Below are 25,825 nucleotides of genomic sequence, written 5' to 3'. Positions count from 1 at the left end.
ACCATGGCTTCCGCCACCACGTCCGGCGCGTCCGCGCGGGCCGGCAACGGCTCCTGGACGGTGGTCCTCTGCTGGATCACCGTGCTGCTGGAGGGCTACGACCTCGTCGTCCTCGGCGCCATCATCCCGACCCTGCTCGACACCCGTCACGTCGGCATGACCGCGGGGGACGCGACCACGATCGCGACGCTCTCGCTGGTCGGGGTCGCCATCGGCGCGGTCTGCGTCGGTCCGCTCGCCGACCGGCTGGGGCGCCGCAGGCTGCTCATCGGCTCGGTCGGGCTCTTCTCGCTGCTCACCGTCGTGGTGCCGCTGGCGGACTCCGTCGCCGCGTTCGCCGCGCTCCGGCTGCTCGCCGGGCTGGGCCTGGGTGCCTGCATGCCGGTCTCGCTGACGATGATGGCCGAGCACATGCCGGCCGAACGCCGGGCGCGGGCCAGCACGCTGACGATGACCGGGTACCACACCGGTGCGGTGATCACCTCGCTGCTCGCCCTCCGGGTGGGCGACGACTGGGAGATCCTCTTCTACCTGCTGGGCGTCGTCGGCCTCGCGGTCGCCGTCGTGCAGTGGTTCAAGCTGCCGGAGTCGGAGGTCTTCGTGCGGGCCCGGCGGGACGGGGCCCGGCGGGTGCCGTTCACCGAGCTGCTGAGGCCGGCGTACCTGCGGGCGGGCCTCGGCATCTGGGTCGCCTCGTTCATGGGCCTGCTGCTGGTCTACGGCCTCAACACCTGGCTGCCGAAGCTGATGAACGACGCCGGCTATCCCGTGCCGACCGCCGTCACCCAGCTCCTGGTGCTCAACGTCGGCGGCGTCGTCGGCCTGGTCCTCGGCGGGTTCGTCGCCGACCGGCGTGGGATCAAGGGCACCACCATGGCCTGGTTCGCGGTCTCGGTGGCCATGCTGGCGTGCCTGAGCATCCGGATGGAGAGCGACCTGATGCTCAACACCGTCGTCTTCCTCACCGGCGTGTTCGTCTTCTCGGCCATGGTGCTGGTCTACGCCTACGTGACGAGCTTCTACCCGGCGTCGGTGCGCGGCACCGCGCTCGGCTCGGCGTCGGGGATCGGCCGCATCGGTTCGATCGTCGGCCCGTCCATCACCGGAGCGCTGGTCGCCTCGGGGGTCGGTCACCCGTGGGGCTTCTACTTCTTCGCCGCGGTGGCGGCGCTCGGGCTCCTCGCCGTCACGACGCTGCCCCGCGTCGGCGGGAACGCGTCGGCGGAGGCCGCCGCGCCCGCCGGGTGACGGTGCCAGGCACGCGGAACGGGAGCAGGGGGTCCGTCGACCCGCTGCTCCCGTCCGTGTGCGTCCCGCGGTGACTCAGTCGTTGTCGACGTCCTGGGTCAGGACCTTGCCGTTGGCCGCGTCGACGCCGACGGTGGTCTTGTTCCAGTTGTCGGTGGAGACGACGTCGACGGACCAGACGGCCTGCTGGTTGTCGTTGTCGCCGAGTTCGACGTGGGTGACGGTGCCCTTGACCTCGCCGGTGGCCGCCTTGACCGCCTGCTGCGGCGTCTGCTTGGCCTTGCCCAGCCAGTCGGCCATCTGGCTCTTGTCGTCGGCGTCCTGGTCGGGGTCGGCCTGGACGCGGAAGACCTTGCCGCTGACCGCGTCGATGTCGACGCGGTGCACGGTGCCGTCGCTCTCGGCGACCTTGGCCTCCCACTCGGGGGCGCCCTGGCTGGGTGCCGGGTTCGGCATGCTGGGGCTCGGGGAACCGCTGGGCGACGCGGTGGCGTCGGCCTCCGTGCGCTTGAGTTCGAGGTCCACGAGCTTGGTGTCGGGGACCTCCTTGACGGCGGTGTCGGCGGCCTTGTCCCAGGTGACCTTCGTCGCCGAGACGAGGTCCTTGCGCTCGGTCTGGTCCTGGGTCAGCGAGGCGGACCCGGAGGGCGAGCCGCTGGGGGATCCGGAGGGGGAAGTGGTGGCGGTCGCGGACGGAGACCCGGTCTGGGCCGCCTCCGCGACGCTCGAACGTGTCGTATCGGCGTTCGTGCAGGCGGTCATCAGCAGAACGGAGGTGCCCAGGGCACTCATCACGGCCAGCGAACGCAGCGTGGGGAGTCGTCGTGCAGAGCTCATGATGCTGTCCGTAACCGTTCCGTCACGCTGACACACCGGGCCGGTACGTAAATCACCCCATCGGCCGGACGGTCCGGGTCAGCGGGCCCGGACGAACTCCACCCGGTCGGTTCCGGCGGCGGTGACCGGGCGCCTGGGGAGCATGCGGATCCCGGCGCCCTCCAGCCACTCCCGGTACGCGGTGGACTGGCGGGCCGCCTCCCAGTAGGCGTCCTCCAGCGCCGGGAAGACGGCGTCCAGCTCGGCCCGGGTGCGCGCGGCCAGCAGGAGGCGTACGCCGAGGGGGTCGCCGTACAGGCGCCGCACCGCCATGTCGGGGCGGGTCTGGGAGCTGGGCTGGCAGACGGTCACGACCTCGCCGGTGGCGACGAGGGAGGCGGCGGTGTGGTAGTCGCCGTGCAGGACGCGGGGGTTGAGGCCGACGGCGCGGAGCATGCGGTGCACGCCGTCCCACTCGCCGTCGACGGTGGGGTCGACCATCCAGCGGTCGTCGGCCAGGTCGGCGAGGCGGACCACGGGGCGGGCGGCCGCGGGGTGGTCGGCGGGCAGCATGACGAACTGCGGTTCGCGTTCGACGAGGACCCGCAGCCGCAGCCCGTCGGGGACGTGCAGGGCGCTGCCCTCGACCTCGTGGACGAAGGCGACGTCGAGCTGCCCCTCGGCGACCCGGCGCAGCAGCGCGTTGGCGGAGACGTCCATCTGGAGGGTGGGTTCCAGGCCCGGGCGTCTGAGCCGGCGCAGCCAGCCGGCCAGGGCGCGGCTGGCCGTGGAGCCGATGCGGAGCCTGCTGTCGGCGCCGGCCGCGGCGGCGCGCGCCTCGCGGACCAGGGTGCTCATGTCGGCGAGCAGTGGACGGGCCCGGCCGAGGACGGAGCGCCCGAGGGGGGTGGGGCGGCAGCCGGTGCGTTCGCGGACGAACAAGGGGCCGCCCAGGGCCTGTTCGATGCGGCTCAGCTGGGTGCTCAACGCGGGCTGGCTGACGCCGAGTTGACGGGCGGCTCGGTGCAGGCTGCCGCCGTCGGCGATGGCGCAGAGCGCGCGTAGGTGCCTCACCTCGAGCTCCATGCAGGGAGCGTAAGGCGGAACAGTTGGTTGCGCCAGGTGAACAAAACGCGGCGGATCAGGGCGAGTTCTGCACTCCGGTCCAAGCCGCACCGGGGGTGTGCCGGGCGGTGATAGCCCGGTCCTATCACCAGTTGCCATCATCACAGCGGGCTCATGGGCGCCCCACACTCACCGGTGACGACTTCTCCCCACTCCCCCACTCTAGGAGTCATCGATGCGCATCACCCTGCCCCTGCTGTCCACCGCGGCCGGCCTCGGCCTGACCGCGGCGCTGCTCGGCACCGTTCCCGCCGCCACGGCCGCCGCTCCCCAGGCGCCGGCCCAGGCCGCCCACGTGGGCTTCGAGCCCTCGGCCGGTTCGGGCGAGGACGCGGCCGCGAACCGGGCGTTCTTCGAGGCGGTCGTCAAGTCCGTCGCCGAGAAGCGGGCCGCCAGTCCGTCGTCCGCGGCGGCCGTCACCGTCTACTACAGCACCACCAACGCGCCGAGCTTCCGCTCGCAGATATCCCGCTCCACCCAGATCTGGAACGGCTCGGTCTCCAACGTCCGGCTGGCGGAGAGAAGTTCCGGTGCGGACTTCGCGTACTACGAGGGCAACGACTCGCGCGGCTCGTACGCCTCGACGGACGGGCACGGCAACGGGTACATCTTCCTCGACTACCGGCAGAACCAGCAGTACGACTCGACGCGGGTCACCGCGCACGAGACGGGCCACGTGCTCGGCCTGCCCGACCACTACTCGGGCCCGTGCAGCGAGCTGATGTCGGGCGGCGGCCCCGGCCCGTCCTGCACCAACGCCTACCCGAACTCGGCCGAGCGCAGCCGGGTGAACCAGCTGTGGGTCAACGGCTTCCAGGCGGCTCTCGACAAGGCGCTGGAGAAGGCCTCGCAGCGCTGACGCAACGGTGCCACGTGCGGGGGCGGCCCGGCCGGGCCGTCCCCGCACGCCTGTCCGCCCGCGTGCGCAAGGCCTGGGCGGGTAGCCGGAGTTCACTTCTCTGCGACCTCCGGAAGGAGTCCGACATGGACGAGCGGCAGCCGGCCGCCGACAGCGGCCTGGGCGATCTGGAACCGGGCACCGCGCAGCGGGCCCAGCTGCGCACCCGCCTGGCGGACATCGCCTGGACCGCGCTGTGCGTGGTGCTCGCGCTGTGGGCGGTGTGGAGCGTCGTCGACCTCGCCCGGGGCGCGACCGCGTGGGTGTACTCCGCCGTGGCCTGGGTGCTGCTCGCCGCGGCGCTGGTTCTGCGGACGCGGGCGATGCGGCGCAGAACGTCGCTGTAGCGGGCCCGCGCTCAGCCGGGGGCGGGCAGCGCGGACCGCACGGCCCGGTGGACGGTGCGGGCCAGCCGGGCGCCCCACTCGGAGCGGGGGCCGGCGAAGGCGTGTGCGTCGCCGCCCGGCTGCGGGGCGCGGGCGGCGACGCACACGGCGTCCGTGGGGGTTCCGGAGCAGTCGAGCCCCGCGTCGAGGAGCGCCTGCACCTTGGCCTCGGTCGCCGTCATCACCGCGTTGACCAGCGCCGCGTCGCTCAGCGCGATCGGCACGGCGGCGACGATGTTGATCGTCCCCGGCGGGGCGGCGCCGGGCACGCCGTCCCCGGGCGCGGCCGCCCACCCGCGTACCGAGATGCCCGCCGTCACGACGGCGTCGGCCCCGCCGTCGTGTGCGCGGGCGCAGGCGGACACGTCGGCCGCGGTCATCAGGCCCACGCCGGGCCCCCGGGCGCCCGCGGCGTGCGCGAGGGCGGCCAGGTGGCGGGCGGGGTCGGTGCGCCGGTAGCCGTGGGCGACCTGGGCGTTGAGCACCCAGGCGCGCTCGCCGATCCCGCCGCCCAGGACGGCGCTGCTGGCCATCCGCCAGCCCGGGCCCGGACGCCAGAGCAGGGCGTGCAGCCGTTCCCCGTCCTCCCGCCGCGTCAGGCGCTCCGGGTCGGGCAGTCGGTGCCCGGTGCGGGGCGGGGGCAGCAGGGCGGGCACGGGCCGGGGCTCCTCGGGACGTCTGCGGTGTTCGGGCGGACCGGATGATCGTACTCAGCGGGCGCGCGCCGGAGGCCCGGCGTCCCCGAGGCGCGTTGCGGACCCCGTGGCGGGGACCTTCACTGAACACAACTTCGCCACGAGGCGACGGATCGGAGGCCGCGATGCTGTCCCACACCCTGGAGCATGGGGTCCTGGTCATCACGGTGGACCGGGACCCGGGAATCGACGGGCGGGCCGCGCTGACCACGCACATCACCAACCTGGTCGACGCCCATCAGCCGACCCCCGTCGTCATCGTGCTCACCGAGGGCGCCGACGGACACGCCGCGGTCAGCGCCGTGCTCCGGGCCCACCAGTGGTGCGGGAGGCTCGGCGTCCTGATGTCGGCGGTCACCCACAGCGCGCCGGTCCGGCGGCTGCTGGAGAACAACGCGGACACCACGGGCACCCGCCTGGTCGTGCACGCCCGTGTCGACACCGCCATCACGACCGCGTTCACCGCCGCGGCCTAACGCCCGCCGGGAATCAGTCCGAGGTCGGGGCCGAAGACCTCGTAGTGGACGGCCTCGGCGGCGACGCCCCGGCGCAGCAGGCCCCCGCGGACCGCGCGCATGAACGGCACCGGGCCGCACAGGTAGGCCGTGAGCCCCGGGGGCACGTCGACTCCGGCGAGGTCGACGCGTCCGGCCGAGGCCTCCGGCGCGGCGTCGCCGGGCTCCTCGTAGAAGAGGTGGATCCGGGCGTCCGGCAGGGCGTCCACCAGGGCGCGCTGTTCCCGCCGGTGGGCGTGGGCGGCGGGGGTGCGGTCGGCGTGGAGGACGGTGACCGGCCGGGTGGCGCCGGTGGCCGCGAGGTGGTCGAGCATGGCCAGGACGGGGGTGATGCCGATGCCGGCGGAGGCGAGGAGCAGCGGCCCGTCGCCCGCCGCGAGGGTGAGGTCGCCGAAGGGCGCGGAGACGTCCAGGACGTCGCCCTCGCGGACCCGCTCGTGCAGCCAGGTGGAGACCTCGCCGTCGGGCCGCCCGCCGCCGTGCACGCGCTTGACGGTGATGCGCAGCTCGGTGCGGCAGGGTGCGGCGGACAGGCTGTACTGGCGTATCTGCCGGGAGCCGTCGGGCAGTTGGGAGCGGATGCCGACGTACTGGCCGGGGCGGAAGGACGGTACGGAGCGGCCGTCGGCGGGCCGCAGGACGAGACCGAGCGCGTCCGGGCTCTCCTCGCGACGCCCGACGACCTCCATCCGGCGCCAGACGTCGCCCTCGGTGACGCCCGCCTCCGCGTAGAGCCGGGCCTCGATGGCCATGAGCGCGTTGGCCATCAGCCAGTAGACCTCGTCCCAGGCGGCGGCGACCTCGGGGGTGACGGCGTCGCCGAGCACCTCCGCGAGCGCGGCGAACAGGTGGCGGTGGACGGTCTTGTACTGGTCGGAGGTGATGCCGAGGGAGGCGTGCTTGTGGGCGATACGGCCCAGCACGATGTCGGGCCGGGCGTCGGGGCGCTCCAGCAGCAGGCCGGCGAAGACGGCTACGGAGCCGGCAAGGGCACGCTGCTGTTCCCCGCCCGCCTGGTTGCCGCGGTTGAACAGGTCCCGCAGCAGTCCGGGGTGGGCGGCGAAGAGCTTCCGGTAGAACAGCTCGGTGATGTCGCCGAGGGCCGCTGCGACGGCGGGCAGGGTGGCGCGGACGACGGGGACGGACTGTTCGGAGAGCACGGGGGCTCCTTAATTGGTAGATGATATTCGTGTTTTAGGCCGCGGCACGACAGCCCTCGGGCGCCCGTCCGTCACACTCCGGGGCGGCCCGACAGGCCGACGAGTACCGGACCGGTGGGCGAGGCGACGAGATCGGCGACGGTCAGGGGGTCGAGGGCGGCGTAGAACGCCTCCTGGGCCTCGCGCAGGGCGGACCTGAGCCGGCAGGCCGACCTGAGGGGGCACGGCGGATCGCCCTCGCAGGCGACGACCTCGCCGTCGCCCTCGAGTTCCCGCACCAGCCGGCCCACCGAGGCCTCGCGCCCCGCGCCGGTCAGCGTCAGTCCGCCGCCACGGCCGCGCCGCGCCTCGACCACGCCGAGGTGCTGGAGCCGGGTCACGGCCTTCGCCGCGTGCGTGTAGGGCACGCCCATGGCGTCGGCCACCTCCCGGGTGGTCAGCGGGTCGTCGCCGTCTCTCACGACCGCCAGGCGCATGACGGAACGCAGCGCCAGGTCGGTGAACTTCGTCAGCCGCACGGCGGTGACGCTATCAAATACGCATAATGGATGCGTGTTTATCGACGGATACGGCCCCGCGGCACGCGTCACCGGGCCCGGAAGGGGCGGTGACCGCTGATGGCAGGGCACGAAGACGGCTCCCCCGCACCGACACCCGGAGCTCCCTCCCCGCAGGTCCTGTGCGACACCACCGGTCTCCTGGCGCTCGGCGACGACGCGGGCGCGGGCGCCCTGTGGAGGCTGGCGGAACCCGGGCGGCAGCTCGACGCCAACGTGGTCCGCGTCCCGGCGGCGGGGCGGGTCGGCACGCACACCGAGCCGGATCTCGACGTCCTGCTGCTCGTGCTCGACGGCGGGGCCTCACTCGTCTGTTCCGACGGCGAGCTTCCCCTGCGGCGTGGGGTCCTGACCTGGCTCCCGCACGGGTCGGCCCGGGGTGTGGTGGCCGGCCCGGACGGGGTGACGTACCTGACCGTCCACCGGCGGCGCCCCGGCATGCGGGTCCAGCCGTCCGGCGCCGCCGACCGGCTCCGGCCCGGCGGCGCCTGACACCGGGCCGGTCCGCCGGCGGCTCAGGCCTCGGCGCGGAGTTCCGTCAGTGACCGCGCGGTCAGGGTGCGCGGCTCCGCGTCCGGGTCGACGAGGACGACGGTGCAGGTGGCCGCGTGGGTGAGGGCACTGGTGAAGCTGCCGTCGGCGAACTGGGCGGACGCTCCGCGGGGCGAGCGGCCCACGGCGACGGTGCGGGCGCGGGCCTCGGCCGCGTGCCGGGCCAGGGCGCGGCCCGCGGCGGCGCGGTCGCCGACGCCGCCCAGGACCTGGCCGGTGGCGGCGACGCCCAGGGCGCCGAGCCGGTCCAGGTGCGCCTGGACCGCGCGCCGCGCCTCCTCCTCGGTCTCGGTGTCGACGGCCTGCTCCTCCACCACGGCGGTCAGCCGCACGTGCACGACCTCCAGGGGGCTGTCGGTGTCGCGGGCCAGCCGGGCCGCGCTGTCGACGATGACGGCCGCCCGCTCGTGGGCGCCGACGGCGACGACGACGGGGCGCGCGCCGGCCGGGGCGTTCGCCGGGACGGGGGTGAACGACGGGGTCACCGGCTCGCCGTCCCCGGTGCCCGACTCGGCCTCGCGCAGCAGCCGGTGACCGCAGGCCAGCACCGGGATGGCGAGGAGGAAGGTGGCGGCGCCGACGTAGAAGGGGACGCCGAGGTCGGTGGCGTCGGCGAGCTTTCCGGCGACGTAGGGCGCGAGGCCGCCGCCGATGAAGCGGAGGAAGCCGTACGCGGAGGAGGCCACCGGGCGCTCGACGGGTGAGACGAGCATGACGGCCTGGGTGGTGAGGGTGTTGTTGATGCCGATGAAGGCGCCGCTGACGATGACCGCGACGACGACGGTGGCGGGACTGCCGACGCCGGCCGCGATGACGGTCATGACGACGCCGAGACCGAGCAGGTTGGCGTACAGGACCGGGGCGGTGCCGAAGCGGGCCTGCAGGCGCGGGGCGAAGAAGACGCTGAAGGCGGCGACGAGCAGGCCCCAGGCGGTGAAGACCAGCCCGAGCCGGTGGGCGTCCAGCTCCATCGGGTACGGGGCGTAGCCGAGCATGGTGAAGAAGCCCCAGTTGTACAGCAGGGCCATGATGCCCATGGTCAGCAGCCCGCGGTGGCGCAGGGCGCGCAGCGGGGCCACGGGCGAGGTGCGGCGCTGCGGCCTGGGCAGGTCGGGGACGAAGGCCAGGGTGGCGACGAGCGCGACGGCCATGAGGACGGCGACGCCGAAGAACGGGCCGCGCCAGCTGATGGCGCCGAGTTCGCCGCCGAGCAGCGGGCCGACGGCGATGCCGAGGCCCAGGGCGGTCTCGTAGAGGATGATCGCGCCGGCGAAACCGCCACTCGCGGAGGCCACGATGACCGCGAGGGAGGTGGCGATGAACAGGGCGTTGCCCAGTCCCCAGCCGGCCCGGAAGCCGACGATGCCGTTGATCGAGTCGGTGCTGCCCGCGAGGGCCGCGAAGACGACGATGATCGCCAGGCCGGTCACCAGGGTGCGCTTGGCGCCGATCCGGCTGGAGACCCAGCCGACGAAGAGCATGGCGACGGCGGTGACGATCAGGTAGCTGCTGAACAGCAGGCTGACCTGGCTCGGGGTGGCGTCGAGGCTGTCGGCCAGCGCGGGCAGGATCGGGTCGACCAGCCCGATGCCCATGAACGAGATGACGCAGGCGAAGGCGACCGCCCAGACGGCCCTGGGCTGGCGGAACGGCCCGGCGGACGTGCCGCGCGTGCCCTCCTCTTGGTGCGGTGCGCTCATGTGCGGTGCTCCTCGGAGGTGTCCGGTCGGTTCTCGATGACCCGGGCCATGGCGAGCAGCGCGGTCGTGGTGGCCCGCTGCTCCGGCCCGGTCATGTCCCGCATGAGCCCCTGGAGGGCCAGGGCCCGCTCGGCCCGCCGGCGTGCGACGACCTCGAGCCCGGCGCCGGTGACCTCCACGAGCACGCCCCGGCCGTCGCTGGCGTCGGCGGTGCGCCGGACCAGCCCCGCACGCTCCAGGCGGGTGACGAGCTGGGTCATGTTCGGCTGGGAGACGCCCTCGCCCCGGGCCAGTTCGGTCAGCCGGCGCGGGCCCTCGCGGCTCAGGCGGGCCAGCGTCTGGGAGGCGGCGGTGCTGAGACCGCCGGTACGGGCGCTCTGCCGGACGTACCTGATCATCTGCTCCACCGCGACGATCAGGTCCTCCGGCGAGGGCTCCGGGCCCTCCTGGGGGCTTTCCATAAGCGCATTATGCATTTAGGTGTAACGTGAATCAAGATGCGCCGGTCCGCCTCCCGTTGTTGCTTCCGCGCTTCGGGGGGCACTCGCCACCGAAGCCGGAAACCATGAAGCATGGAACCGGGAGCCAGGAACCAGAAGGAGCGGGGAAGCGAGGGAGGTGACGGCATGGACTGGCGCGGGTTCGCCCAGCAGATGGCGTCCTTGGCACGGGATCTGCTGGCCCAGGAGTCGGTGAACGACACCCTGGACCGGATCACCGGCTCGGCCACGGAGCTGGTCGACGGGTGCGACGCGGCCGGCATCCTCATCCTGCGCGACCGACGGGTGCGGTCGCTCGCCCCCACCGACCAGGTGGTCGTCGAGAGCGACGCGCTCCAGGAGCGGGTCGGCGAGGGGCCGTGCTTCGACGCCGCGCGCACCTCGGACGGGCAGCGGCAGTACCGGATCGCCGACTTCCGCGACGAGGCGCAGCGCTGGCCCAAGTACGTCCCCGAGGCCCGCAAGCTGCGCCTGGGCAGCATGATGGGCTTCCTGCTGTTCACCGAGGACGAGGACCTGGGGGCGCTGAACCTCTACTCCTACCGGCCGGGCGCCTTCACCGAGGCCGACGAGACGGCCGGCTGGCTGCTCGCCTCGCACGCGGCGGTCGCCTTCTCCAGCGCCCGCACGCACGCCCAGCTCCAGGAGGCCATCGGCACCCGGCACACCATCGGCGAGGCGATGGGCATCCTCATGGGCAGCCACCACCTCACCGAGGACCAGGCCTTCGCCGCCCTGCGCAAGTACTCGCAGGACAACAACGTCAAACTGCGCGATCTCGCCGCCCGCGTCTGCGAGTCGGGCGGGCTGCCCTGAGCTGCTTGCGCACGCATGAGCAAAGATTGACCGACTTCCTCTCGTTTCGATCACGAACTCTCGTATAGTGATCGTCCGTTGAGTGGCGTGTGACTGCCCCCTGCTCGCACGCGCCCCGTTGGACGACACGAGGGCCGCTCCGGCGGCCTGGCGAGGACCCGATTGATGACCGCGCCCGCCCGCCCAGGCGACCGACCCGCTCCCCGCACCCTCGTAGCCGTGGCCCTGCCGTGTGCCGTGGTGGCGGCGCTCGCCGTCGGCGGCGTCGTCGCCGCGGCGCCCTCCTCGGCACGCCTGCCGGTCGGCCTGGGCGCAGGCGCGGCGGCGATCCTGCTCTGCGTCGCCGTGACGGTGGCCGTGCACGCGGTCCGCGGGGAACGGAGAACGCGCCGGCTGCTGGAAGCCGCCCGTGCGGACGCGGACGCCCTCGCCCGGGAACGGGGACAACTCGCCGAGCGGGCGCGGCAGGAGCGGGAGCGGCTGCGGGCGGAGGCCGACCGGGAACAGGCCGACGTGGTCGCCGCCGCGGACCGTGAACGCGCCGCCCTGCTGGACGGGTTCGCCCGCGAGCGGGACCAACTGGCGGCCGGTTTCGAGCAGGAGCGGGCCCGGCTGGCCGAGCGGCACGCCGCGGAGACCGCGCGGCTCGCCGAGGAGAACGAAGGACTCAGGACGCGACTGGACCGGGCCCGCGCCGAACGCGCGGCCGCCGTCTCCGCCACCGCCAACGCGGCCGGCCGGATGCAGGCGCTCGCCACCGGGATGCTCGCGGACCTGCGCGCCATGGAGGAACGGCACAGCGACGAGGACGTCCTCACCGACCTGCTCCACCTCGACCACCGCACGGCGCAGGCGGGCCGGCTGGCGGACTCCGTCGCCGTCCTCACCGGGGCCCGCTCCGGGCGCCGTTGGGCGCGCCCGATCGGCATGGAGTCCATCCTGCGCGGCGCCATGGGGCGGATCGCGGGCTATCAGCGGGTGCGTGTGCACTCCGCCAGCGACACCGCCGTCGCCGGGCACGCCGCCGAGGGCGTCATGCACGCCCTGGCCGAACTCCTCGACAACGCGGCGAACTTCTCCCCGCCGACCGCCGAGGTCCACGTCTACGTGGAGGCGGTGCCGGCCGGCGCGATCGTGTCCGTGGAGGACAGCGGTCTCGTGATGGGCGAGGTGCAGCTGCGCCGGGCCCAGCGGGCGGCGGCCGGCGACGCGGCGGGGCTCGGCGGCCTGACCGGCACCCGGCTCGGGCTCGCCGTCGTGGGCCGGCTGTCAGCCAAGTACGGGCTGAAGGTGTCCTTCCGGCCGTCGGCGCGCGGCGGCACGGGCGTACTGATGCTCATCCCGCAGGACATCCTGACCGGCTCCGGGTCCGCGGACGCCCCGGCGGCCGCCCGGCCCGTCGCCGCGTCGGCCGGACCGCGACGCGACGCGGTCGCGGACGGGGCCGCACCGGACGGCCCCGGGCGGGAGCCCGCGTCCGCTGGAGCCCCGGCCGAGGTCGCGTCCGTCACCGGGACCGCGCCCGCCCGGGCCGCGACCGGAGCGGAAGCCGGGAGCGCCGCATCCGGCCCGGAGCACGCGTCCGCCGCCGCATCCGGCCCGGAGCACGCCTCGGCGACCGGATCCGGCGAGGAGCACGGTCCGGTGTCCGCCCACACGGAACCGCCGGCCGCGGCCGCACCCGGCGGGTCCGAGCCGTCGCCCACGCACGACCTGGCGGAGGACGCGGACGAGGGGGCCGGCGGGCTGCCCAAGCGCCGTCGCGGCAGGACCCTCGCCGCCGCCGAGCGCACCCGGTCCGCCGCCCGTGCCGCCGAACCGCGCCCCGCACCCGCGGCCGACGACGCCAAGGTGCGCGCGGCCCGCTTCAGCAGCTTCCGCCAGGCCGTGCGCTCCGCCGACACCGGCGCCTCGCGGACCGGCAGCACCCCCGTGCCGGACGGCGCCGCCCCCGCGGAGCCCTCCGCGCCCACCGCCCCCGCGTCCCGTCCCGCACCGGACGACACCGCCACCGACCACCCGTCCCACTCCCCCGCGCACCCGGAAGGCGACACCACTTCATGACCGGCTCGACCACCGCCGACGAGAAGCTCACCTGGCTCATCGAGGGCCTGCTGGAGCGCACGCCGGGCGCGCGGCACGCGCTCGTGCTCTCCCGAGACGGCCTCAAGCTGTGCCGCACCCCGGAACTCTCCGTGGACCAGGCCGACCAGCTGGCCGCGATCGCCGCCGGCATCCAGTCGCTGTCCCACGGCGCCTCCGTCGAGTTCGGGGACGGCAGTGGCGGGGTGCGCTCGGCCATGACCGAGTTCTACGGCGGCATCCTGTTCATCGTGGAGGCCGGCCAAGGCGCGCACCTCGCCGTGGTGACCGCCGAGGACGCGGACGCGGGGCTGGTCGGGCACAACATGAGCGAGCTGATCGAGCAGCTCGGGGAGCACCTCACCGCGCAGCCCCGCACATCATGAGCCGCCCCGGCAGGGACGACTCCCCCGACCGGCTGTACACGGTCACGCAGGGGCGCAGCCGCTCCGCGTCCGACACCCCCTTCGACCTGGTCACCCTGGTGGTCGCGGAGTGCGAGCCGACGCGTGGCATGCAGTCGGAGCACTCGGCGATCCTGCGGCTGACCCAGGCACCCACGGCCGTCGTGGAGGTCGCCGCCGAACTGCGGCTGCCGGTGAGCATCACCAAGATCCTGCTCTCCGACCTGCACGCCGCGGGCCGGGTGAGCGCCCGTCATCCGTACACCGCAGCCGTCCCCGATCCCGACATCCTGGAGCAGGTGCTCGTTGGACTCCGCAATCTCTGACGCCCGCACGCCCCTGGGCGCGTCCGCCGACAACGGCCTCAAGATCGTGGTCGTGGGCGGGTTCGGCGTCGGCAAGACGACCATGGTCCGCTCGGTCAGCGAGATCCGTCCCCTCAACACCGAGGAGACGATGACGCAGGCCGGCGAGACGGTCGACGACACCAGCGAGGTGCGCGGCAAGACCGCGACGACCGTCGCCTTCGACTTCGGCCGCATCAGCCTCGACGCGCGCAACGTGCTGTACCTGTTCGGCGCGCCCGGGCAGGAGCGGTTCTGGTTCCTGTGGGACCGGCTGTTCTCCGGCACGCTGGGCGCGGTGGTCCTCGTCGACACCCGGCGCATCGACGACTCCTGGTACGCCATCGACCGGCTGGAGCACCACGGCACGCCGTTCGTCGTCGCCTGCAACGACTTCGGCGGCGCGCGGCACTCGCCCGAGTCGGTGCGCGAGGCGCTGGACCTGGACCCGGAGGTGCCGCTGGTCTTCTGCGACGCCCGGTCCCGGGAGTCCAGCAAGCAGGTGCTGATCGCGCTGGTCGAGCACCTGAGGACCCGTATCGCCGGCCATGCCGCCCCGCCCCGACAGGAGTTCGTGTGAGCACCGACGCCACCGACGCCGTACCGCTCAGCGGCCCCCGCTTCCAGACCGAGCCCGCGCTGCTGTACCGGCAGATGCGGCGCGACCACGGCGCCGTCACACCGGTGCTGCTGGACGGGGACATACCTGCCTGGCTGGTCGTGGGCTACCGCGAGCTGCACCAGGTGACCGGCGATCCGGTGCTGTTCAGCCGGGACTCGGAGCTGTGGAACCAGTGGGAGAACATCCCGGCGGACTGGCCGCTGCTGCCGATGATCGGCCGCAGGCAGCCGTCGATCCTGTACACGGTCGGCGAGCGGCACCGTGAGCGCGCCGCCATGATCAGCGACGCGCTGGAGGCCGTGGACCCGCACGTCCTGCGCGGCCACGCCGAGCGGTTCGCCGACGAACTCGTGGACCGGCTGTGCGCCAAGGGCGAGGCGGACCTGGTCGCCGACTACGCCATGCTGCTGCCGGTGCGGGTCCTGGCCCGGCTGTACGGCTTCTCCGACGAGCAGGGACCGGCCCTGGTCACCGCGCTCAACGACATGATCGACGGCAGGGAGCGGGCCATCGCCGGCCAGACGCACCTCGGGACGTCGATGGCGCGGCTCCTCGCCGACCGGAAGGCGGCGCCCGCCGAGGACGTCGCCTCCCGGATGCTGGCCGACGAGAGCGGCTTCACCGAGGAGGAGATCGCCCAGGACCTGATGGTGATGATGGCCGCCGGGCACCAGCCGACGGCGGACTGGATCGGCAACTCGCTGCGCCTGATGCTGACCGACGAGCGCTTCGCCGCCTCGCTCTTCGGCGGCCGCAACAGCGTCGCCGAGGCCATGAACGAGGTGCTGTGGGAGGACACCCCCACGCAGAACGTGGCCGGCCGCTGGGCCTCCCGGGACACCCGGCTCGGGGACCGCCGGATCCGCGCCGGCGACCTGGTCCTGCTCGGCCTCCAGGGCGCCAACTCCGACCCTCAGGTGCGCACCGACGGCTCCGCCCTCACCGGCGGCAACAACGCGCACTTCTCGTTCGGCCACGGTGAGCACCGCTGCCCGTTCCCCGCGCAGGAGGTCGCCGAGGTCATCGCGCGCACCGGCATCGAGGTGGTCCTCGACCGGCTGCCCGACATCGATCTGGCGGTGCCCGCCGCGTCCCTCACCCGTCGCCCCTCGCCCTGGCTGCGGGGGCTGACCGAGTTGCCCGTGCGGTTCACCCCGACCACTGCCCTGGGAGGCACGTCAGCATGACGACCGGCACCGAAGAAGCCCGCATACCGCTGGACCCGTTCGTCACCGACCTGGACGGCGAGGGCGCGCGGCTGCGCGCGGCCGGGCCGCTGGCCGCCGTGGAGCTGCCCGGCGGCGTCCCCGTCTGGGCGGTCACGCACCACGCCGAGGCCAAGGCCCTGCTCACGGACCCCCGGCTGGTCAAGGACATCAACGTGTGGGGCGCCTGGCGGCGCGGCGAGATCCCGGCGGACTGGCCGCTGATCGGGCTGGCCAATCCCGGCCGCTCGATGCTCACGGTGGACGGCGCCGAGCACCGGCGACTGCGGACGCTCGTGGCGCAGGCGCTCACGGTGCGCCGGGTGGAGCACATGCGGGAGCGGATCACGGAGCTGACCGGGCGGCTGCTCGACGACTTCCCGGCGGACGGGGGCGTGGTCGACCTCAAGGCGGTCTTCGCCTACCCGCTCCCCATGTACGTCGTCGCCGACCTGATGGGCATCGAGGAGGCGCGGCTGCCGCGGCTGAAGGTGCTGTTCGAGAAGTTCTTCTCCACGCAGACGCCCCCCGAGGAGGTCCTCGCGACCCTCACCGAGCTGGCGTCGATCATGGCGGAGACGGTCGCGGCGAAGCGGGCCGCGCCCGGCGACGACCTCACCAGCGCGCTGATCGAGGCGTCCGAGAACGGCGACCACCTCACCGACGAGGAGATCGTCTCCACGCTCCAGCTGATGGTCGCCGCCGGTCACGAGACCACGATCTCGCTGATCGTGAACGCCGTGGTCAACCTGTCCACGCACCCCGAGCAGCGGGACCTGGTGCTCGCGGGGAAGGCCGAGTGGTCGGCGGTGATCGAGGAGACGCTGCGCTGGTCCACCCCGACCTCGCACGTCCTGATCCGCTTCGCCACCGAGGACGTCCCGGTCGGCGACCGGGTGATCCCCGCCGGGGACGCGCTGATCGTGTCGTACGGCGCGCTGGGCCGGGACGAGCGGGCGCACGGTGCGACGGCGGGGGCGTTCGACATCACCCGCGCCTCGGAGAACCGGCACATCTCCTTCGGCCACGGCCCGCACGTGTGCCCCGGCGCCGCGCTCTCCCGCCTGGAGGCCGGCGTGGCGCTTCCCGCGCTGTACGCCCGGTTCCCGGAGCTGGACCTCGCGGTGCCCGCCGCGGAGCTGCGCAACAAGCCGGTGGTCACGCAGAACGACCTGTTCGAACTGCCGGTCAAGCTGGCCTGACGGGGCGGGGCGCGGGCCGGTCCCCGGCGCGCGCCGGACCGGTCGGCCGCCCGCGGGGCGTTTGCTTCCCGTCTCGCGGGCAACTCCGACATTCCGGACGCCGATCCTCTAGCGGCAACCGGCGTCGACACTGCTGTGTGGCACCCTCACCCCCGGGAGTCGCCATGTGGAAGCGCAAGGGCAGGAAGGACCGGGCCCCGCGGCCGGTCCCGATGGAGCTGTGCGACCTGTGCGCCAGGGTCTTCCCCCAGGACGAGTCCGTGACCGGCTACGTTCCGGACTCCTCCGCGGTGCAGGCCGCCCAGGAGCGGTTCGACGGGCTCCGGCTCATCACCGCGTGCTCGGACGGCCACTTCGACGTGATCAAGGAGGGGTACACGCACCGGCCCTTCGTGGAGGAGGAGCTGTGGGCCGGCAAGCTGACCCGCGTCCTGGCCGAGGGCCCACCGGCGCTCTCCATGGACCAGCTCGGCTGCCGGACCGGTCTCCAGGAGCCCCAGATACGCGCCGCCATCGCCTGGCACAACGAACGGCTGCGCGAGCAGCAGGGCACCGACCCCTGATACCGGCCTCCCGGAGGCCTGGGGCCGTCCGGGTGGCACCACGTTTGCCCGGGCGCCCCGGGGGTCACTCAGTTCCCCGTCGGCGAGCCATCGAAAGGACGCCCGAGGAGCACCCGTGAACCGGTTGTGGCGGCCGTTCCACCGCGTGTGGGACCGGCTGGCCGCGTCGTCCCTCGTCCGGCGCGGCCGGGACCTGGAACTGATGCACAGGGCGATGGGCTTCGCCACCCTCGCCCTGGTGACGCTGGCACCGCTGCTGATCGTCGTGGCCGCCGCGGACCCGCTGGGCCGCGGCGGCTTCGCGTCCTGGCTGGCCGACGGCATGGGCCTTTCGGGGCGCTCCGCCAAGGTGCTGACGGACATCATCAGCCCGCCGACCAAGGTCGTGGGCACCACGAGCGTCTGGGGTGGCATCCTGCTCGCGGTCTTCGGCGTGTCCTTCGCCGCCAGCGTCCAGAACGGCTACGAACGCATCTGGGAGCTGCCCTCGGGCCCCTGGCACCGGGTCTGGCGCCAGGCCACCTGGGTGATCGCGCTGACCGCGTACCTCTACCAGGAGGTGCAGACCAGGACCGCCCTGCACGGCTCGGCGCGGATCGCGTTGTCCACCGCCACCGGCCTGCTGTTCTTCTGGTGGGGTCAGCACTTCCTGCTGGGCAGCCAGGTCCGCTGGCGGGACCTCGTTCCGGGGGCGGTCGCGACCGTGGTGGGCATGGTCGGGCTGCGCGGCTTCTCGTACCTGGTCTTCACCCCGCTGATCCTCGACAACGCGATCAGCTACGGCACGGTCGGCATCGTGCTGGTGGTGGAGTCCTGGCTGATCGGGGTGGGGTTCGTCGTCTTCGGGGGCGCGATGGTCGGGCACTGGTTCTGCGAACACCACTGGTGGACCCGGAACATCGACCGGGAGCCGGACTGACCGCCCGAGGGACGGCACGGCACGCGGCGCGACAAGATCCGCAACTTCCGCCGTGCACCCCGGACATGGCACCGCGCCGAGGGCAGTACGATGATCGAAATTTACGGCGGAGCGTCACCTCCCGAGCCTCGGAGCCTGCCATGACGACGGACCATTCCCAGCCTCCCCACATCGACACCGGCCGGGCCCACCCCGCGCGGGTCTACGACTGGCTGCTGGGCGGCAAGGACAACTACCCCGTCGACGAGGCGGTGGGCGAGACCCTGCCCCCCGAGGCGCGGGACGCGGCACGCCAGAACCGCGCGTTCATGAACCGCGCGGTGGCCCACCTCGCCGCGCGGGGCGTGGACCAGTTCCTGGACATCGGCACGGGCATCCCGACCGAGCCCAACCTGCACCAGATCGTGCAGCGGACGGTCCCGAAGGCGAGGGTCGTCTACGCCGACAACGACCCGATCGTCCTGCGGCACGCGGAGGCGCTGCTGGTCAGCAGCGCGGAAGGGGCCACGGACTACATCCAGGCCGACGTCCGCGAGCCGGCGGAGATCGTGCGGCACGCCCGCGAGATCCTCGACTTCGACCGGCCCATCGCCCTGTCGCTGATCGCCCTGATGCACTTCATCACGGACGACCAGGACGCCCACGGGATCGTCCGCGGCCTGGTCGAGACCCTGCCCTCCGGCAGCTACCTGGTCCTCTCGCACGCCTCGATCGACCTGTTCCCCGAGCTGTCGGAGCAGGTGATCGCCCAGTACGCGAAGGGCGGCATCCGCCTCGGCTTCCGCACCCGGGCGGAGGTGACCCGCTTCTTCGACGGGCTGGAACTGATCAGTCCCGGCCTGGTCACGGCCACCGAGTGGTACGGAGAGGGCCAGGAGCCGCCGGCCCCGGAGGACAGCGGCATCTACGCCGCCGTGGCGCGCATCCCCTGACGCGGGGACGCGCGCACGGCCTCAGCGGCGACGCCCCCGTGCCGCCCAGCCGCTGCCGATCCCGGCGACGTGCAGGGCGACCAGGGCGAGGCCTATGAGCATCACGTTGGTGGAGGTGAAGACGTCGTTGGTCGACACCTCCGCCGCGTTGATCAGCCAGGCGATGAGGAACAGAACCGCGGCGATGATGGCGAGCACGGTGTACATCCCTTCGGGTAGGCGGCACCCGACCGGTGCCGTGTCACGCGTATGCCCCCGACGGAGGGTGTGACACGGCGCGGTGCTCCCCTTGCCCGGCACGGGCCCGCGGGTGCTTCGTAGAGTGGAGGGACGTGGACGGTCCCGGGGGTGCCGGGGACCGTCCGGCCCGTCCCGCACCCCCGCACCGGAGCACGCCATGCACGATCCGTCCCCCGCGCCGGACGACGGCTCCGGCACCCTGTTCGGGCTCGACGCCCTCACTCCGGGCGGGCCGGTCCCCGGCCCCACCGCGACGGGCTTCCGGGACTCCCCCGCCGCCCGCCGCCTGCTGCCGGTCCGGGAGATCCACGCCGAGCCCGCGGCCGCCGCCTCGCCGCGCGGCCGGCAGGTGCTCGCCCGGTTCCCCGGAGCCCGCGTGGTCGAGGTGGACTCCCACTGGCGCATCCCGGGCCTGCACGGCAACGAGGGCAACGTCGAGCGGTGGGTGCGGATCAAGGGCGAGACACTCGTCCTGGGCGAGCGGAAGACGCTCACCACCCGCCCCAACGGCCGCTCCGCGGACTGGATCGCGCCCGGCGCCTCCAACGGCTGCGCCATGGCCTGCGCCTACTGCTACGTGCCGCGCCGCAAGGGGTACGCCAACCCGGTCACCGTCTTCACCAACATCGACCGGATCCTCGCCCACATCGGCCGGCACATCGCCCGGCAGGGACCGAAGACCGAGCCGAACCAGTGCGACGACCAGGCCTGGGTGTACGACGTCGGCGAGAACGGCGACTGCTCGGTGGACGCCCTGATCTGCGACAACACCGCGGACCTGGTGCACGCGTTCCGGCAGTGGCCGACCGCGAAGGCGTCCTTCGCCACCAAGTTCGTCAACCCGGATCTGCTGGCCCTGGACCCGTGCGGGCGCACCCGGATCCGGTTCTCCCTGATGCCGCCGGACGACTCGCGGCTGCTGGACGTGCGCACCTCGCCGGTCGCCGAGCGGATCGCCGCGGCGGCCGACTTCCTGGACGCCGGGTACGAGGTGCACTTCAACCTCTCCCCCGTGGTGGTGCGGCCGGGCTGGGAGGGGGCCTGGGCGGAGCTGCTGCGGCACCTCGACGACGTCCTGCCGGAGCGGGTCAGGCGGCAGGCCGCCGCCGAGGTGATCATGCTGACGCACAACCGGGAGCTGCACGAGGTCAACCTGGGCTGGCACCCGCGCGCCGAGGAGGTGCTGTGGCGGCCGGAGCTGCAGGAGGCCAAGCGCTCCGAGAACGGCGCGCTCAACGTCCGCTACCGGGCCGGGGCCAAGGCCGAAGCCGTCGCCCGGCTGCGCGCGCTGGTGGCGGAACACGCGCCGTGGCTGCGCCTGCGGTATGCCTTCTGACCCCGGCGGGGCGTCACTTCACCGCGTCGGCGAACAGCGGCACCACCTTCTCGATGGCGTAGCCGACGGACAGCACGGAGTTGGTGGCGAAGGCCTGGCTGATGTTCTGGTCGTCGAAGACGACGGAGTGGCCCTTCTCCACCGCGGGGAGCGTCTTGAAGAGCGGGTCGGCCGAGATCTTCTTCGCGTCCACGCCGATGGGCGACATGACGACGAGGTCGGCGTCGAGCATCTGGAGGTTCTCCTCGGAGACGGTGACGGAGAAGCCCGCTCCGGCCTCGGCGTCGACCTTCGGGTTGTTGCGGAAGCCGAGCTGGCGCACGAAGTTGACCCGGTCGGTGCCCGTCACGTACGCGCCCCAGCCGGCGGAGGTGCGGGAGCCGACGGTGACCGTCCGGTCCTTGAACTCGGGGTGCGCCTCGGCGGCGGCCGTGAACTTGCGCTGGGTGTCGGCGATCAGCTTCTCGCCCTTGTCGGGGACGCCGAGGGCGGTCGAGATCATGGTGGTCTGCCGCTGCCAGGCGATCTTGTACTGGTCGCCGCCCTCGGGCACGCCGACGGTCGGGGCGATCTTGCTGAGAGTGTCGTAACGGGTCTGGTCGCCGCTGGACTTGACGTCGAGGATCAGGTCCGGCCGGAGCGCGGCGATCTTCTCGTACTCGGGTTCCAGGGTGCCGATCTTCTGCGGGCTCTCGTCGTAGCGCCCCTTGGCCCAGGGGCCGACGCCGTCGCCGCCGAAGGCGAGCCAGTCGCTCTGCCCGACCGGCTGGACGCCGAGGGCGAGGGCGGTCTCGGCGTCGCCCCAGCCGAGGGCGACGACCCGCTGGGGCTTCGACTCGACGGTGACGTCGCCGAACTTGGTCTTCACCTTCGCCGGGAAGGCGCCGGAGGACTGTCCGGCGGAGCCGGAGGCGTCGTTGTCGTCGGTGGCGGAACCGGAGCCGCAGGCGGTGAGGGCGGCCAGCAGCAGGGCGGCGAGGGCGGCCCAGAGGCGCCGGGTGCGGGCGGGCGGGCGGTGCGGGGACATGGGGGCTCTTTCCGTCGGGGGGAGGTGCGCGACGTGCGCGGGCTTCAGGGGTTCGGGGAGGTGACGTGGTGCCGGCCGAGGGGGACGATCATCGGAGTGCCGGACGCGGGGTCCGGGATCACCGTGGAGCGCAGCCCGAACACGTCCCGCACGAGGGACTCGGTGACGATGTCGGAGGGCGTGCCCTCGGCCACGACGCGGCCGTCCTTCATGGCGATCAGATGGTCCGCGTAGCGGCAGGCCAGATTCAGGTCGTGCAGGACGACGCCGAGGGTGACGCCGCGGTCCCGGTTGAGGTCGGTGAGCAGGTCGAGGACATCCAGCTGGTGGCTGATGTCGAGGTAGGTGGTGGGTTCGTCGAGCAGGAGGATGTCGGTCTCCTGGGCGAGCGCCATGGCGATCCAGACGCGCTGGCGCTGTCCGCCGGAGAGTTCGTCCACGGAGCGGTCCGCCAGGTCGAGCACGTCGGTGGCGAGCATCGCGGCGGCGACGCCCTCGCTGTCGGCCGCGGTCCAGCGGCGGAACCAGCCCTGGTGCGGGTAGCGGCCCCGGCCGACGAGGTCGGAGACGGTGATGGCGTCGGGTGCGACGGGTGTCTGCGGGAGCATGCCGAGGGCGGCGGCGACCTGCTTGGTCGGGGTGGCGTGGATGTCCCGGCCGTCCAGGAGGACGGTGCCCGCGGTCGGCGTCAGCAGCCGTGCCATGGCGCGCAGCAGGGTGGACTTGCCGCAGGCGTTCGGGCCGACCACGACGGTGAGCCGCCCGGGCGGCAGGTCGACGTCGAGACCGGAGATGATCTCGCGCTCCCCGTAGCCGAGCCCGAGGTCCCGGGTCTGTAGGGCGTGCTGGGCCGTCACCGTGCTCTCCTCGTCGTCCTTGCACTGTCGTTGCCGTCGCCGCCGTGGCCGGCGGTCTGCGGGTGATGGGTGTGGTGCGGGTGGGGCGGTGGCGCTGACGGCCACCCCGCCGGGCTCTCCTCGGGGAAGCCCGCCGGAGGAAGGCCCGCGGGGTGCGGCCCGGCGCGGTGGAGGCCGCCGAGGTGAAGCCCCCGGAGCGCGAAGGCGGACGCGGCCAAGGCCGTACCTCTCCGCCCGGCCGGTGGCGTGTTCATCAGCCGCCCCGTCCCGAGCTGCCCGCGCGGGCCAGCAGCCACAGCAGGTAGGGGGCGCCGACCACGCTGGTCACCACGCCCACGGGCAACTGGACGCCCGGCAGCACGTGCTGGGCGGTGAAGTCGGCCGCGCAGACCAGCGCGGCGCCGGTCAGGGCCGCCGGCACGAGCGCGGCACCCTGGCCGGGCAGCAGGCGACGGGCGATCGGGGGGCTGACGAAGGCGACGAAGCCGATGGGGCCGGCGGCCGCCGTGGCCACGCCGACGAGTGCGGTGGCGCAGGCCAGCAGGGCGAGCCGGCCCCGCTCCACCCGGGCGCCCAGCCCGCCGGCCGCCTCGTCGCCGAGTTGCAGCGCGGTCAGGCTCCGGGAGGCGGCGAGCGTGAGGGGCACGAGCAGGGCGGCCGAGGCCAGCAGCGGCCACAGCTGGTCCCAGGAGCGGCCGTTGAGGCTGCCGGCCAGCCAGACGAAGGCGTTCTGCGCCTCGGTGACCTCCGCCCGGGTCATCAGGTACGAGCGCAGACTGACCAGTCCGGCGGCGACGCCGATGCCGATGAGCACGAACCGGCCGCCGCTGACGCCGCCCCGCCAGGCGAGCAGGTAGATGAGGGTGCCGGCGAGGAGCGCGCCGGCCAGGGCGCCGCCGGACAGCGCGAGGCCGCTGAGCCCGAACGCCATGGACGCGAGCACGGCCGCGGCACTCGCGCCGGCGCTGACGCCGATGATGTCGGGACTGGCGAGGGGGTTGCGCAGCAGCGCCTGGAAGACGGCGCCGGACAGTCCGAAGCAGAGGCCGACGGCCAGGGCCAGCAGGGCGCGGGGCAGGCGCAGTTCGTGCACGACGAAGCGGCTGCCCGGGTCGCCGCCCCCGGTGAGGACGGCCCAGACGTCGGCGAGCGGGACATCGATGTCGCCGACGGCGAGGGAGAGCAGCAGCCCGGCGAGCGCGGCCAGGACGAGGGACGCGCAGACGAGGGCGAAGCGGTTCCGGCGGGCCTGCCGGAGCCGTTCGACGCGGGCGGCGGCCTGAGCGGTGGGCGTCTTCACAGAGCGGCCTTCCCACGGCTGCGGACCAGGAGGATGAACGGCACGCAGCCGATGGCGGCGGTGACGACGCCGACCTGCACCTCGCCGGGCGGCGCAACGACCCGGCCGACGACGTCGGCGACCAGGAGCAGCACCGGCGCGAGCAGGGCGCTGCAGGGCAGGATCCAGCGGTGGTCGGGGCCGGTGAACATACGGACCGCGTGCGGCACGGCGAGGCCGACGAAGGCGAGGGGACCGGCCACGGCGGTGGCGGCCCCGCACAGCAGAACGGTGCTCGCGGCACCGGCGAGGCGGGCGACGGCGACGCGCTGGCCCAGGGCGCGGGCCACGTCGTCGCCGAGGGCCAGCCCGTTGAGCCGGGGCCCCAGGCCGAGGGCGAGGACACCGCCGGCGAGGACGAAGGGCAGCGCCTGGAGCAGGACGTCCGTGTCGCGGCCGTCGAGCGCACCGACCTGCCAGAACCGGAACTGGTCGTAGGTGTGGCTGTCGGTGAGCAGGATGGTGTCCGTGACGGAGACCAGCAGCGCGGTGGCGGCGGCTCCGGCGAGGGCGAGCTTGACGGGCGTGGCACCCTCGCGTCCGAAGCTCGCCACCCCGTAGACGAGGGCCGCGGCCAGGCAGGCGCCCAGGAACCCGAACCAGATGTACTGGCCGGGCTCGGTGAGGGACAGCACGCTCATGGCGAAGACGACGGCGACGGCCGCGCCCGCGTTGATGCCGAGCAGGCCGGGGTCGGCGAGCGGGTTGCGGGTGACGCCCTGCATCACGGTGCCGGCCAGGCCGAGGGCGACGCCGGCCAGCAGTCCGGCCAGGGTGCGGGGTATGCGCACCTCCTGGACGACGAGTTGGCCGCGCACCGAGCGGTCGGGGTCGAGGATGCCGTGCACGAGGTCGTGCGCGGAGACGTCTCCCGAACCGACCGCGAGACTGAGCGCGGTGGCCGCGAGCAGCAGCAGGGCCAGCCCGCAGACTCCGGCGGTCAGGGCCGCGCGCCGGGGTGTCCGGCGCGTCCGGGCAGGTGGGGCTGGGGGCATCTGCGGGGTTCCTTGGGAGGGCACGGGGGCAGCCCGAACTCACCGGAGTGGTCACTTCCGGCTGTTAGGTAAGGGGAACCTAACATCAGATAATGTTCTATGTGCAACCACCCAGCCGGAAGCACCCGCCTCCGGTCAGCACGCACCCGGGGAGCCGGCCTTGCCACACACGATCGACGCGACCGGAGACCGGCCCGACACGGCGGGCGAGGAGGGGTGGGTCGAACTGGGCTCACCCGCCGAGCTGCGCGAACTGCTGGGCGACCCCTGGCCCGTCGTCATCGACAAGGTGCACGGGCGGCTGACGGACGACGACGTGGACATCCTGACCCGCTCGCCCTTCTGCCTGCTGGCCACCTCCGACGCCCTCGGCAACTGCGACGTCTCGCCCCGCGGGGACGCACCCGGCTTCACCCACGTCCTGGACCCGGGCACCATCGCCCTGCCGGACCGGCCGGGCAACCGGCGCGGCGACAGCTTCCACAACATCCTCGCCAACCCGCACGCGGGCCTGCTGTATCTGATCCCGGGCGGCAAGCAGGTGCTGCGGATCAACGGCCGGGCCCGCATCCTCACCGACGCGCCCTTCTTCGACGCGATGAGCCAGGCCGGGCGGCGCCCGGACCTCGCGCTGGTCCTGGAGATCGACGAGATCTACCTGCACTGCCCGGCGTCCCTGAACCGGGCGGGGCTATGGAAATCCCCTTCGCCGAATGGGAGTTGAGCACTTCACCCGAACCGCCCCGGACGACCGGAGCGGAATCGGGGCGGCCGGTGTGAGCCCCGTCTC

Annotated in this window: 29 protein-coding genes; 17 read left to right on the top strand and 12 right to left on the bottom strand. The window is 73.6% G+C overall.

Going from position 1 to position 25,825, the window contains the following annotated elements:
* Positions 1-3: 3 nt before the first annotated feature.
* Complete coding sequence (locus IE108_RS31530) at positions 4-1,248, top strand: MFS transporter (RefSeq protein ID WP_064726161.1); 1,245 nt, start codon at positions 4-6, stop codon at positions 1,246-1,248.
* 75 nt (positions 1,249-1,323) lie between these two features.
* On the opposite strand, the gene IE108_RS31525 is transcribed toward IE108_RS31530, so the two are convergent.
* A complete protein-coding gene (locus IE108_RS31525) occupies positions 1,324-2,085 on the bottom strand; it encodes a PepSY domain-containing protein (RefSeq protein ID WP_064726162.1) in 762 nt (253 codons plus the stop codon).
* 78 nt (positions 2,086-2,163) lie between these two features.
* Entirely contained in the window at positions 2,164-3,150 is a 987-nt protein-coding gene (locus tag IE108_RS31520; RefSeq protein WP_064726163.1) for a LysR family transcriptional regulator, read from the bottom strand.
* Positions 3,151-3,364: 214 nt separating this feature from the next.
* On the opposite strand from IE108_RS31520, the gene snpA reads away from it, so the two are divergent.
* A complete protein-coding gene (gene snpA, locus IE108_RS31515) occupies positions 3,365-4,048 on the top strand; it encodes a snapalysin (RefSeq protein WP_064726164.1) in 684 nt (227 codons plus the stop codon).
* A gap of 125 nt (positions 4,049-4,173) precedes the next feature.
* On the top strand, positions 4,174-4,434 hold the full coding sequence (locus tag IE108_RS31510) for a hypothetical protein (protein WP_064726165.1): 261 nt from the start codon (positions 4,174-4,176) through the stop codon (positions 4,432-4,434).
* Positions 4,435-4,445: 11 nt separating this feature from the next.
* Here IE108_RS31510 and IE108_RS31505 read toward each other — a convergent pair whose 3' ends face one another.
* Complete coding sequence (locus IE108_RS31505; protein WP_064726166.1) at positions 4,446-5,129, bottom strand: adenosylcobinamide amidohydrolase; 684 nt, start codon at positions 5,127-5,129, stop codon at positions 4,446-4,448.
* A 164-nt stretch (positions 5,130-5,293) separates the two neighbouring features.
* On the opposite strand from IE108_RS31505, the gene IE108_RS31500 reads away from it, so the two are divergent.
* Positions 5,294-5,644, top strand: coding sequence for a hypothetical protein (locus tag IE108_RS31500; protein WP_064726167.1), 351 nt, complete (start codon positions 5,294-5,296; stop codon positions 5,642-5,644).
* On the opposite strand, the gene IE108_RS31495 is transcribed toward IE108_RS31500, so the two are convergent.
* On the bottom strand, positions 5,641-6,843 hold the full coding sequence (locus IE108_RS31495; protein WP_064726168.1) for a globin domain-containing protein: 1,203 nt from the start codon (positions 6,841-6,843) through the stop codon (positions 5,641-5,643). The genes IE108_RS31500 and IE108_RS31495 overlap by 4 nt on opposite strands.
* 71 nt (positions 6,844-6,914) lie before the next feature.
* The gene (nsrR, locus tag IE108_RS31490) at positions 6,915-7,361 is read right to left on the bottom strand and encodes a nitric oxide-sensing transcriptional repressor NsrR (RefSeq protein WP_064726169.1); all 447 of its coding nucleotides are present in this window, start codon (positions 7,359-7,361) and stop codon (positions 6,915-6,917) included.
* Between the two features lie 99 nt (positions 7,362-7,460).
* On the opposite strand from nsrR, the gene IE108_RS31485 reads away from it, so the two are divergent.
* Positions 7,461-7,892: a hypothetical protein gene (locus IE108_RS31485; protein ID WP_064726170.1), complete on the top strand. Its 432-nt coding sequence runs from the start codon at positions 7,461-7,463 to the stop codon at positions 7,890-7,892.
* A 23-nt stretch (positions 7,893-7,915) separates the two neighbouring features.
* Here the strand turns inward: IE108_RS31485 and IE108_RS31480 are convergent, their stop codons facing one another.
* Both IE108_RS31480 and IE108_RS31475 read right to left on the bottom strand, forming a co-directional pair.
* Positions 7,916-9,652: an MFS transporter gene (locus tag IE108_RS31480; protein ID WP_064726171.1), complete on the bottom strand. Its 1,737-nt coding sequence runs from the start codon at positions 9,650-9,652 to the stop codon at positions 7,916-7,918.
* The gene (locus IE108_RS31475) at positions 9,649-10,128 is read right to left on the bottom strand and encodes a MarR family winged helix-turn-helix transcriptional regulator (protein ID WP_064726172.1); all 480 of its coding nucleotides are present in this window, start codon (positions 10,126-10,128) and stop codon (positions 9,649-9,651) included. Before IE108_RS31475 ends, IE108_RS31480 begins: the two co-directional genes overlap by 4 nt.
* Positions 10,129-10,278: 150 nt before the next feature.
* On the opposite strand from IE108_RS31475, the gene IE108_RS31470 reads away from it, so the two are divergent.
* The 10 genes from IE108_RS31470 (at position 10,279) to IE108_RS31425 (ending at position 19,241) form a co-directional block, all read left to right on the top strand.
* Positions 10,279-10,968 carry a GAF and ANTAR domain-containing protein gene (locus IE108_RS31470; RefSeq protein ID WP_064726173.1) on the top strand — a complete coding sequence of 230 codons (690 nt, stop codon included), beginning with the start codon at positions 10,279-10,281 and terminating at the stop codon, positions 10,966-10,968.
* Between the two features lie 165 nt (positions 10,969-11,133).
* Positions 11,134-13,032, top strand: coding sequence for an ATP-binding protein (locus IE108_RS31465; RefSeq protein WP_064726174.1), 1,899 nt, complete (start codon positions 11,134-11,136; stop codon positions 13,030-13,032).
* Complete coding sequence (locus IE108_RS31460) at positions 13,029-13,436, top strand: roadblock/LC7 domain-containing protein (protein WP_064726175.1); 408 nt, start codon at positions 13,029-13,031, stop codon at positions 13,434-13,436. The genes IE108_RS31465 and IE108_RS31460 overlap by 4 nt, the downstream gene beginning before the upstream one ends.
* Positions 13,433-13,780, top strand: a complete 348-nt coding sequence (locus tag IE108_RS31455) for a DUF742 domain-containing protein (RefSeq protein WP_064726176.1) — start codon at positions 13,433-13,435, stop codon at positions 13,778-13,780. The genes IE108_RS31460 and IE108_RS31455 overlap by 4 nt, the downstream gene beginning before the upstream one ends.
* A complete protein-coding gene (locus IE108_RS31450) occupies positions 13,761-14,378 on the top strand; it encodes a GTP-binding protein (protein ID WP_189397807.1) in 618 nt (205 codons plus the stop codon). Before IE108_RS31455 ends, IE108_RS31450 begins: the two co-directional genes overlap by 20 nt.
* Positions 14,375-15,607, top strand: a complete 1,233-nt coding sequence (locus IE108_RS31445) for a cytochrome P450 (RefSeq protein WP_064726177.1) — start codon at positions 14,375-14,377, stop codon at positions 15,605-15,607. Before IE108_RS31450 ends, IE108_RS31445 begins: the two co-directional genes overlap by 4 nt.
* Positions 15,604-16,827, top strand: a complete 1,224-nt coding sequence (locus IE108_RS31440) for a cytochrome P450 family protein (RefSeq protein WP_064726178.1) — start codon at positions 15,604-15,606, stop codon at positions 16,825-16,827. Before IE108_RS31445 ends, IE108_RS31440 begins: the two co-directional genes overlap by 4 nt.
* Positions 16,828-16,991: 164 nt before the next feature.
* Entirely contained in the window at positions 16,992-17,390 is a 399-nt protein-coding gene (locus tag IE108_RS31435; RefSeq protein WP_064726179.1) for a hypothetical protein, read from the top strand.
* A 115-nt stretch (positions 17,391-17,505) separates the two neighbouring features.
* Positions 17,506-18,309: a YhjD/YihY/BrkB family envelope integrity protein gene (locus tag IE108_RS31430; RefSeq protein WP_064726180.1), complete on the top strand. Its 804-nt coding sequence runs from the start codon at positions 17,506-17,508 to the stop codon at positions 18,307-18,309.
* 140 nt (positions 18,310-18,449) lie between these two features.
* Positions 18,450-19,241 (top strand): SAM-dependent methyltransferase, encoded by a 792-nt coding sequence (locus IE108_RS31425; RefSeq protein ID WP_064726181.1) that lies wholly within the window; start codon positions 18,450-18,452, stop codon positions 19,239-19,241.
* A 21-nt stretch (positions 19,242-19,262) separates the two neighbouring features.
* Here IE108_RS31425 and IE108_RS31420 read toward each other — a convergent pair whose 3' ends face one another.
* A complete protein-coding gene (locus IE108_RS31420; RefSeq protein ID WP_064726182.1) occupies positions 19,263-19,448 on the bottom strand; it encodes a hypothetical protein in 186 nt (61 codons plus the stop codon).
* Between the two features lie 190 nt (positions 19,449-19,638).
* On the opposite strand from IE108_RS31420, the gene IE108_RS31415 reads away from it, so the two are divergent.
* Entirely contained in the window at positions 19,639-20,817 is a 1,179-nt protein-coding gene (locus IE108_RS31415) for a spore photoproduct lyase family protein (RefSeq protein ID WP_189397806.1), read from the top strand.
* A gap of 13 nt (positions 20,818-20,830) precedes the next feature.
* Here IE108_RS31415 and IE108_RS31410 read toward each other — a convergent pair whose 3' ends face one another.
* The 4 genes from IE108_RS31410 to IE108_RS31395 all read right to left on the bottom strand — a co-directional run bounded on the left by IE108_RS31410 (position 20,831) and on the right by IE108_RS31395 (position 25,035).
* Positions 20,831-21,844, bottom strand: a complete 1,014-nt coding sequence (locus tag IE108_RS31410) for an iron-siderophore ABC transporter substrate-binding protein (protein WP_064726183.1) — start codon at positions 21,842-21,844, stop codon at positions 20,831-20,833.
* A gap of 44 nt (positions 21,845-21,888) precedes the next feature.
* Complete coding sequence (locus IE108_RS31405; protein WP_064726184.1) at positions 21,889-22,701, bottom strand: ABC transporter ATP-binding protein; 813 nt, start codon at positions 22,699-22,701, stop codon at positions 21,889-21,891.
* Between the two features lie 253 nt (positions 22,702-22,954).
* Entirely contained in the window at positions 22,955-24,001 is a 1,047-nt protein-coding gene (locus IE108_RS31400; protein WP_107420049.1) for a FecCD family ABC transporter permease, read from the bottom strand.
* Positions 23,998-25,035 carry a FecCD family ABC transporter permease gene (locus tag IE108_RS31395; RefSeq protein WP_064726185.1) on the bottom strand — a complete coding sequence of 346 codons (1,038 nt, stop codon included), beginning with the start codon at positions 25,033-25,035 and terminating at the stop codon, positions 23,998-24,000. The genes IE108_RS31400 and IE108_RS31395 overlap by 4 nt, the downstream gene beginning before the upstream one ends.
* Before the next feature lie 160 nt (positions 25,036-25,195).
* Between IE108_RS31395 and IE108_RS31390 the strand changes: the two genes are divergently transcribed.
* On the top strand, positions 25,196-25,759 hold the full coding sequence (locus tag IE108_RS31390; protein ID WP_064726186.1) for an MSMEG_1061 family FMN-dependent PPOX-type flavoprotein: 564 nt from the start codon (positions 25,196-25,198) through the stop codon (positions 25,757-25,759).
* Positions 25,760-25,825: the final 66 nt, after the last annotated feature.

It is taken from the genome of Streptomyces parvulus (assembly GCF_014648855.1).
Classification (GTDB): Bacteria; Actinomycetota; Actinomycetes; order Streptomycetales; family Streptomycetaceae; genus Streptomyces; species Streptomyces parvulus.
The sequence above is the reverse complement of the archived record's forward strand: the minus strand, read 5'-3'. Positions and strand labels throughout refer to the sequence as shown.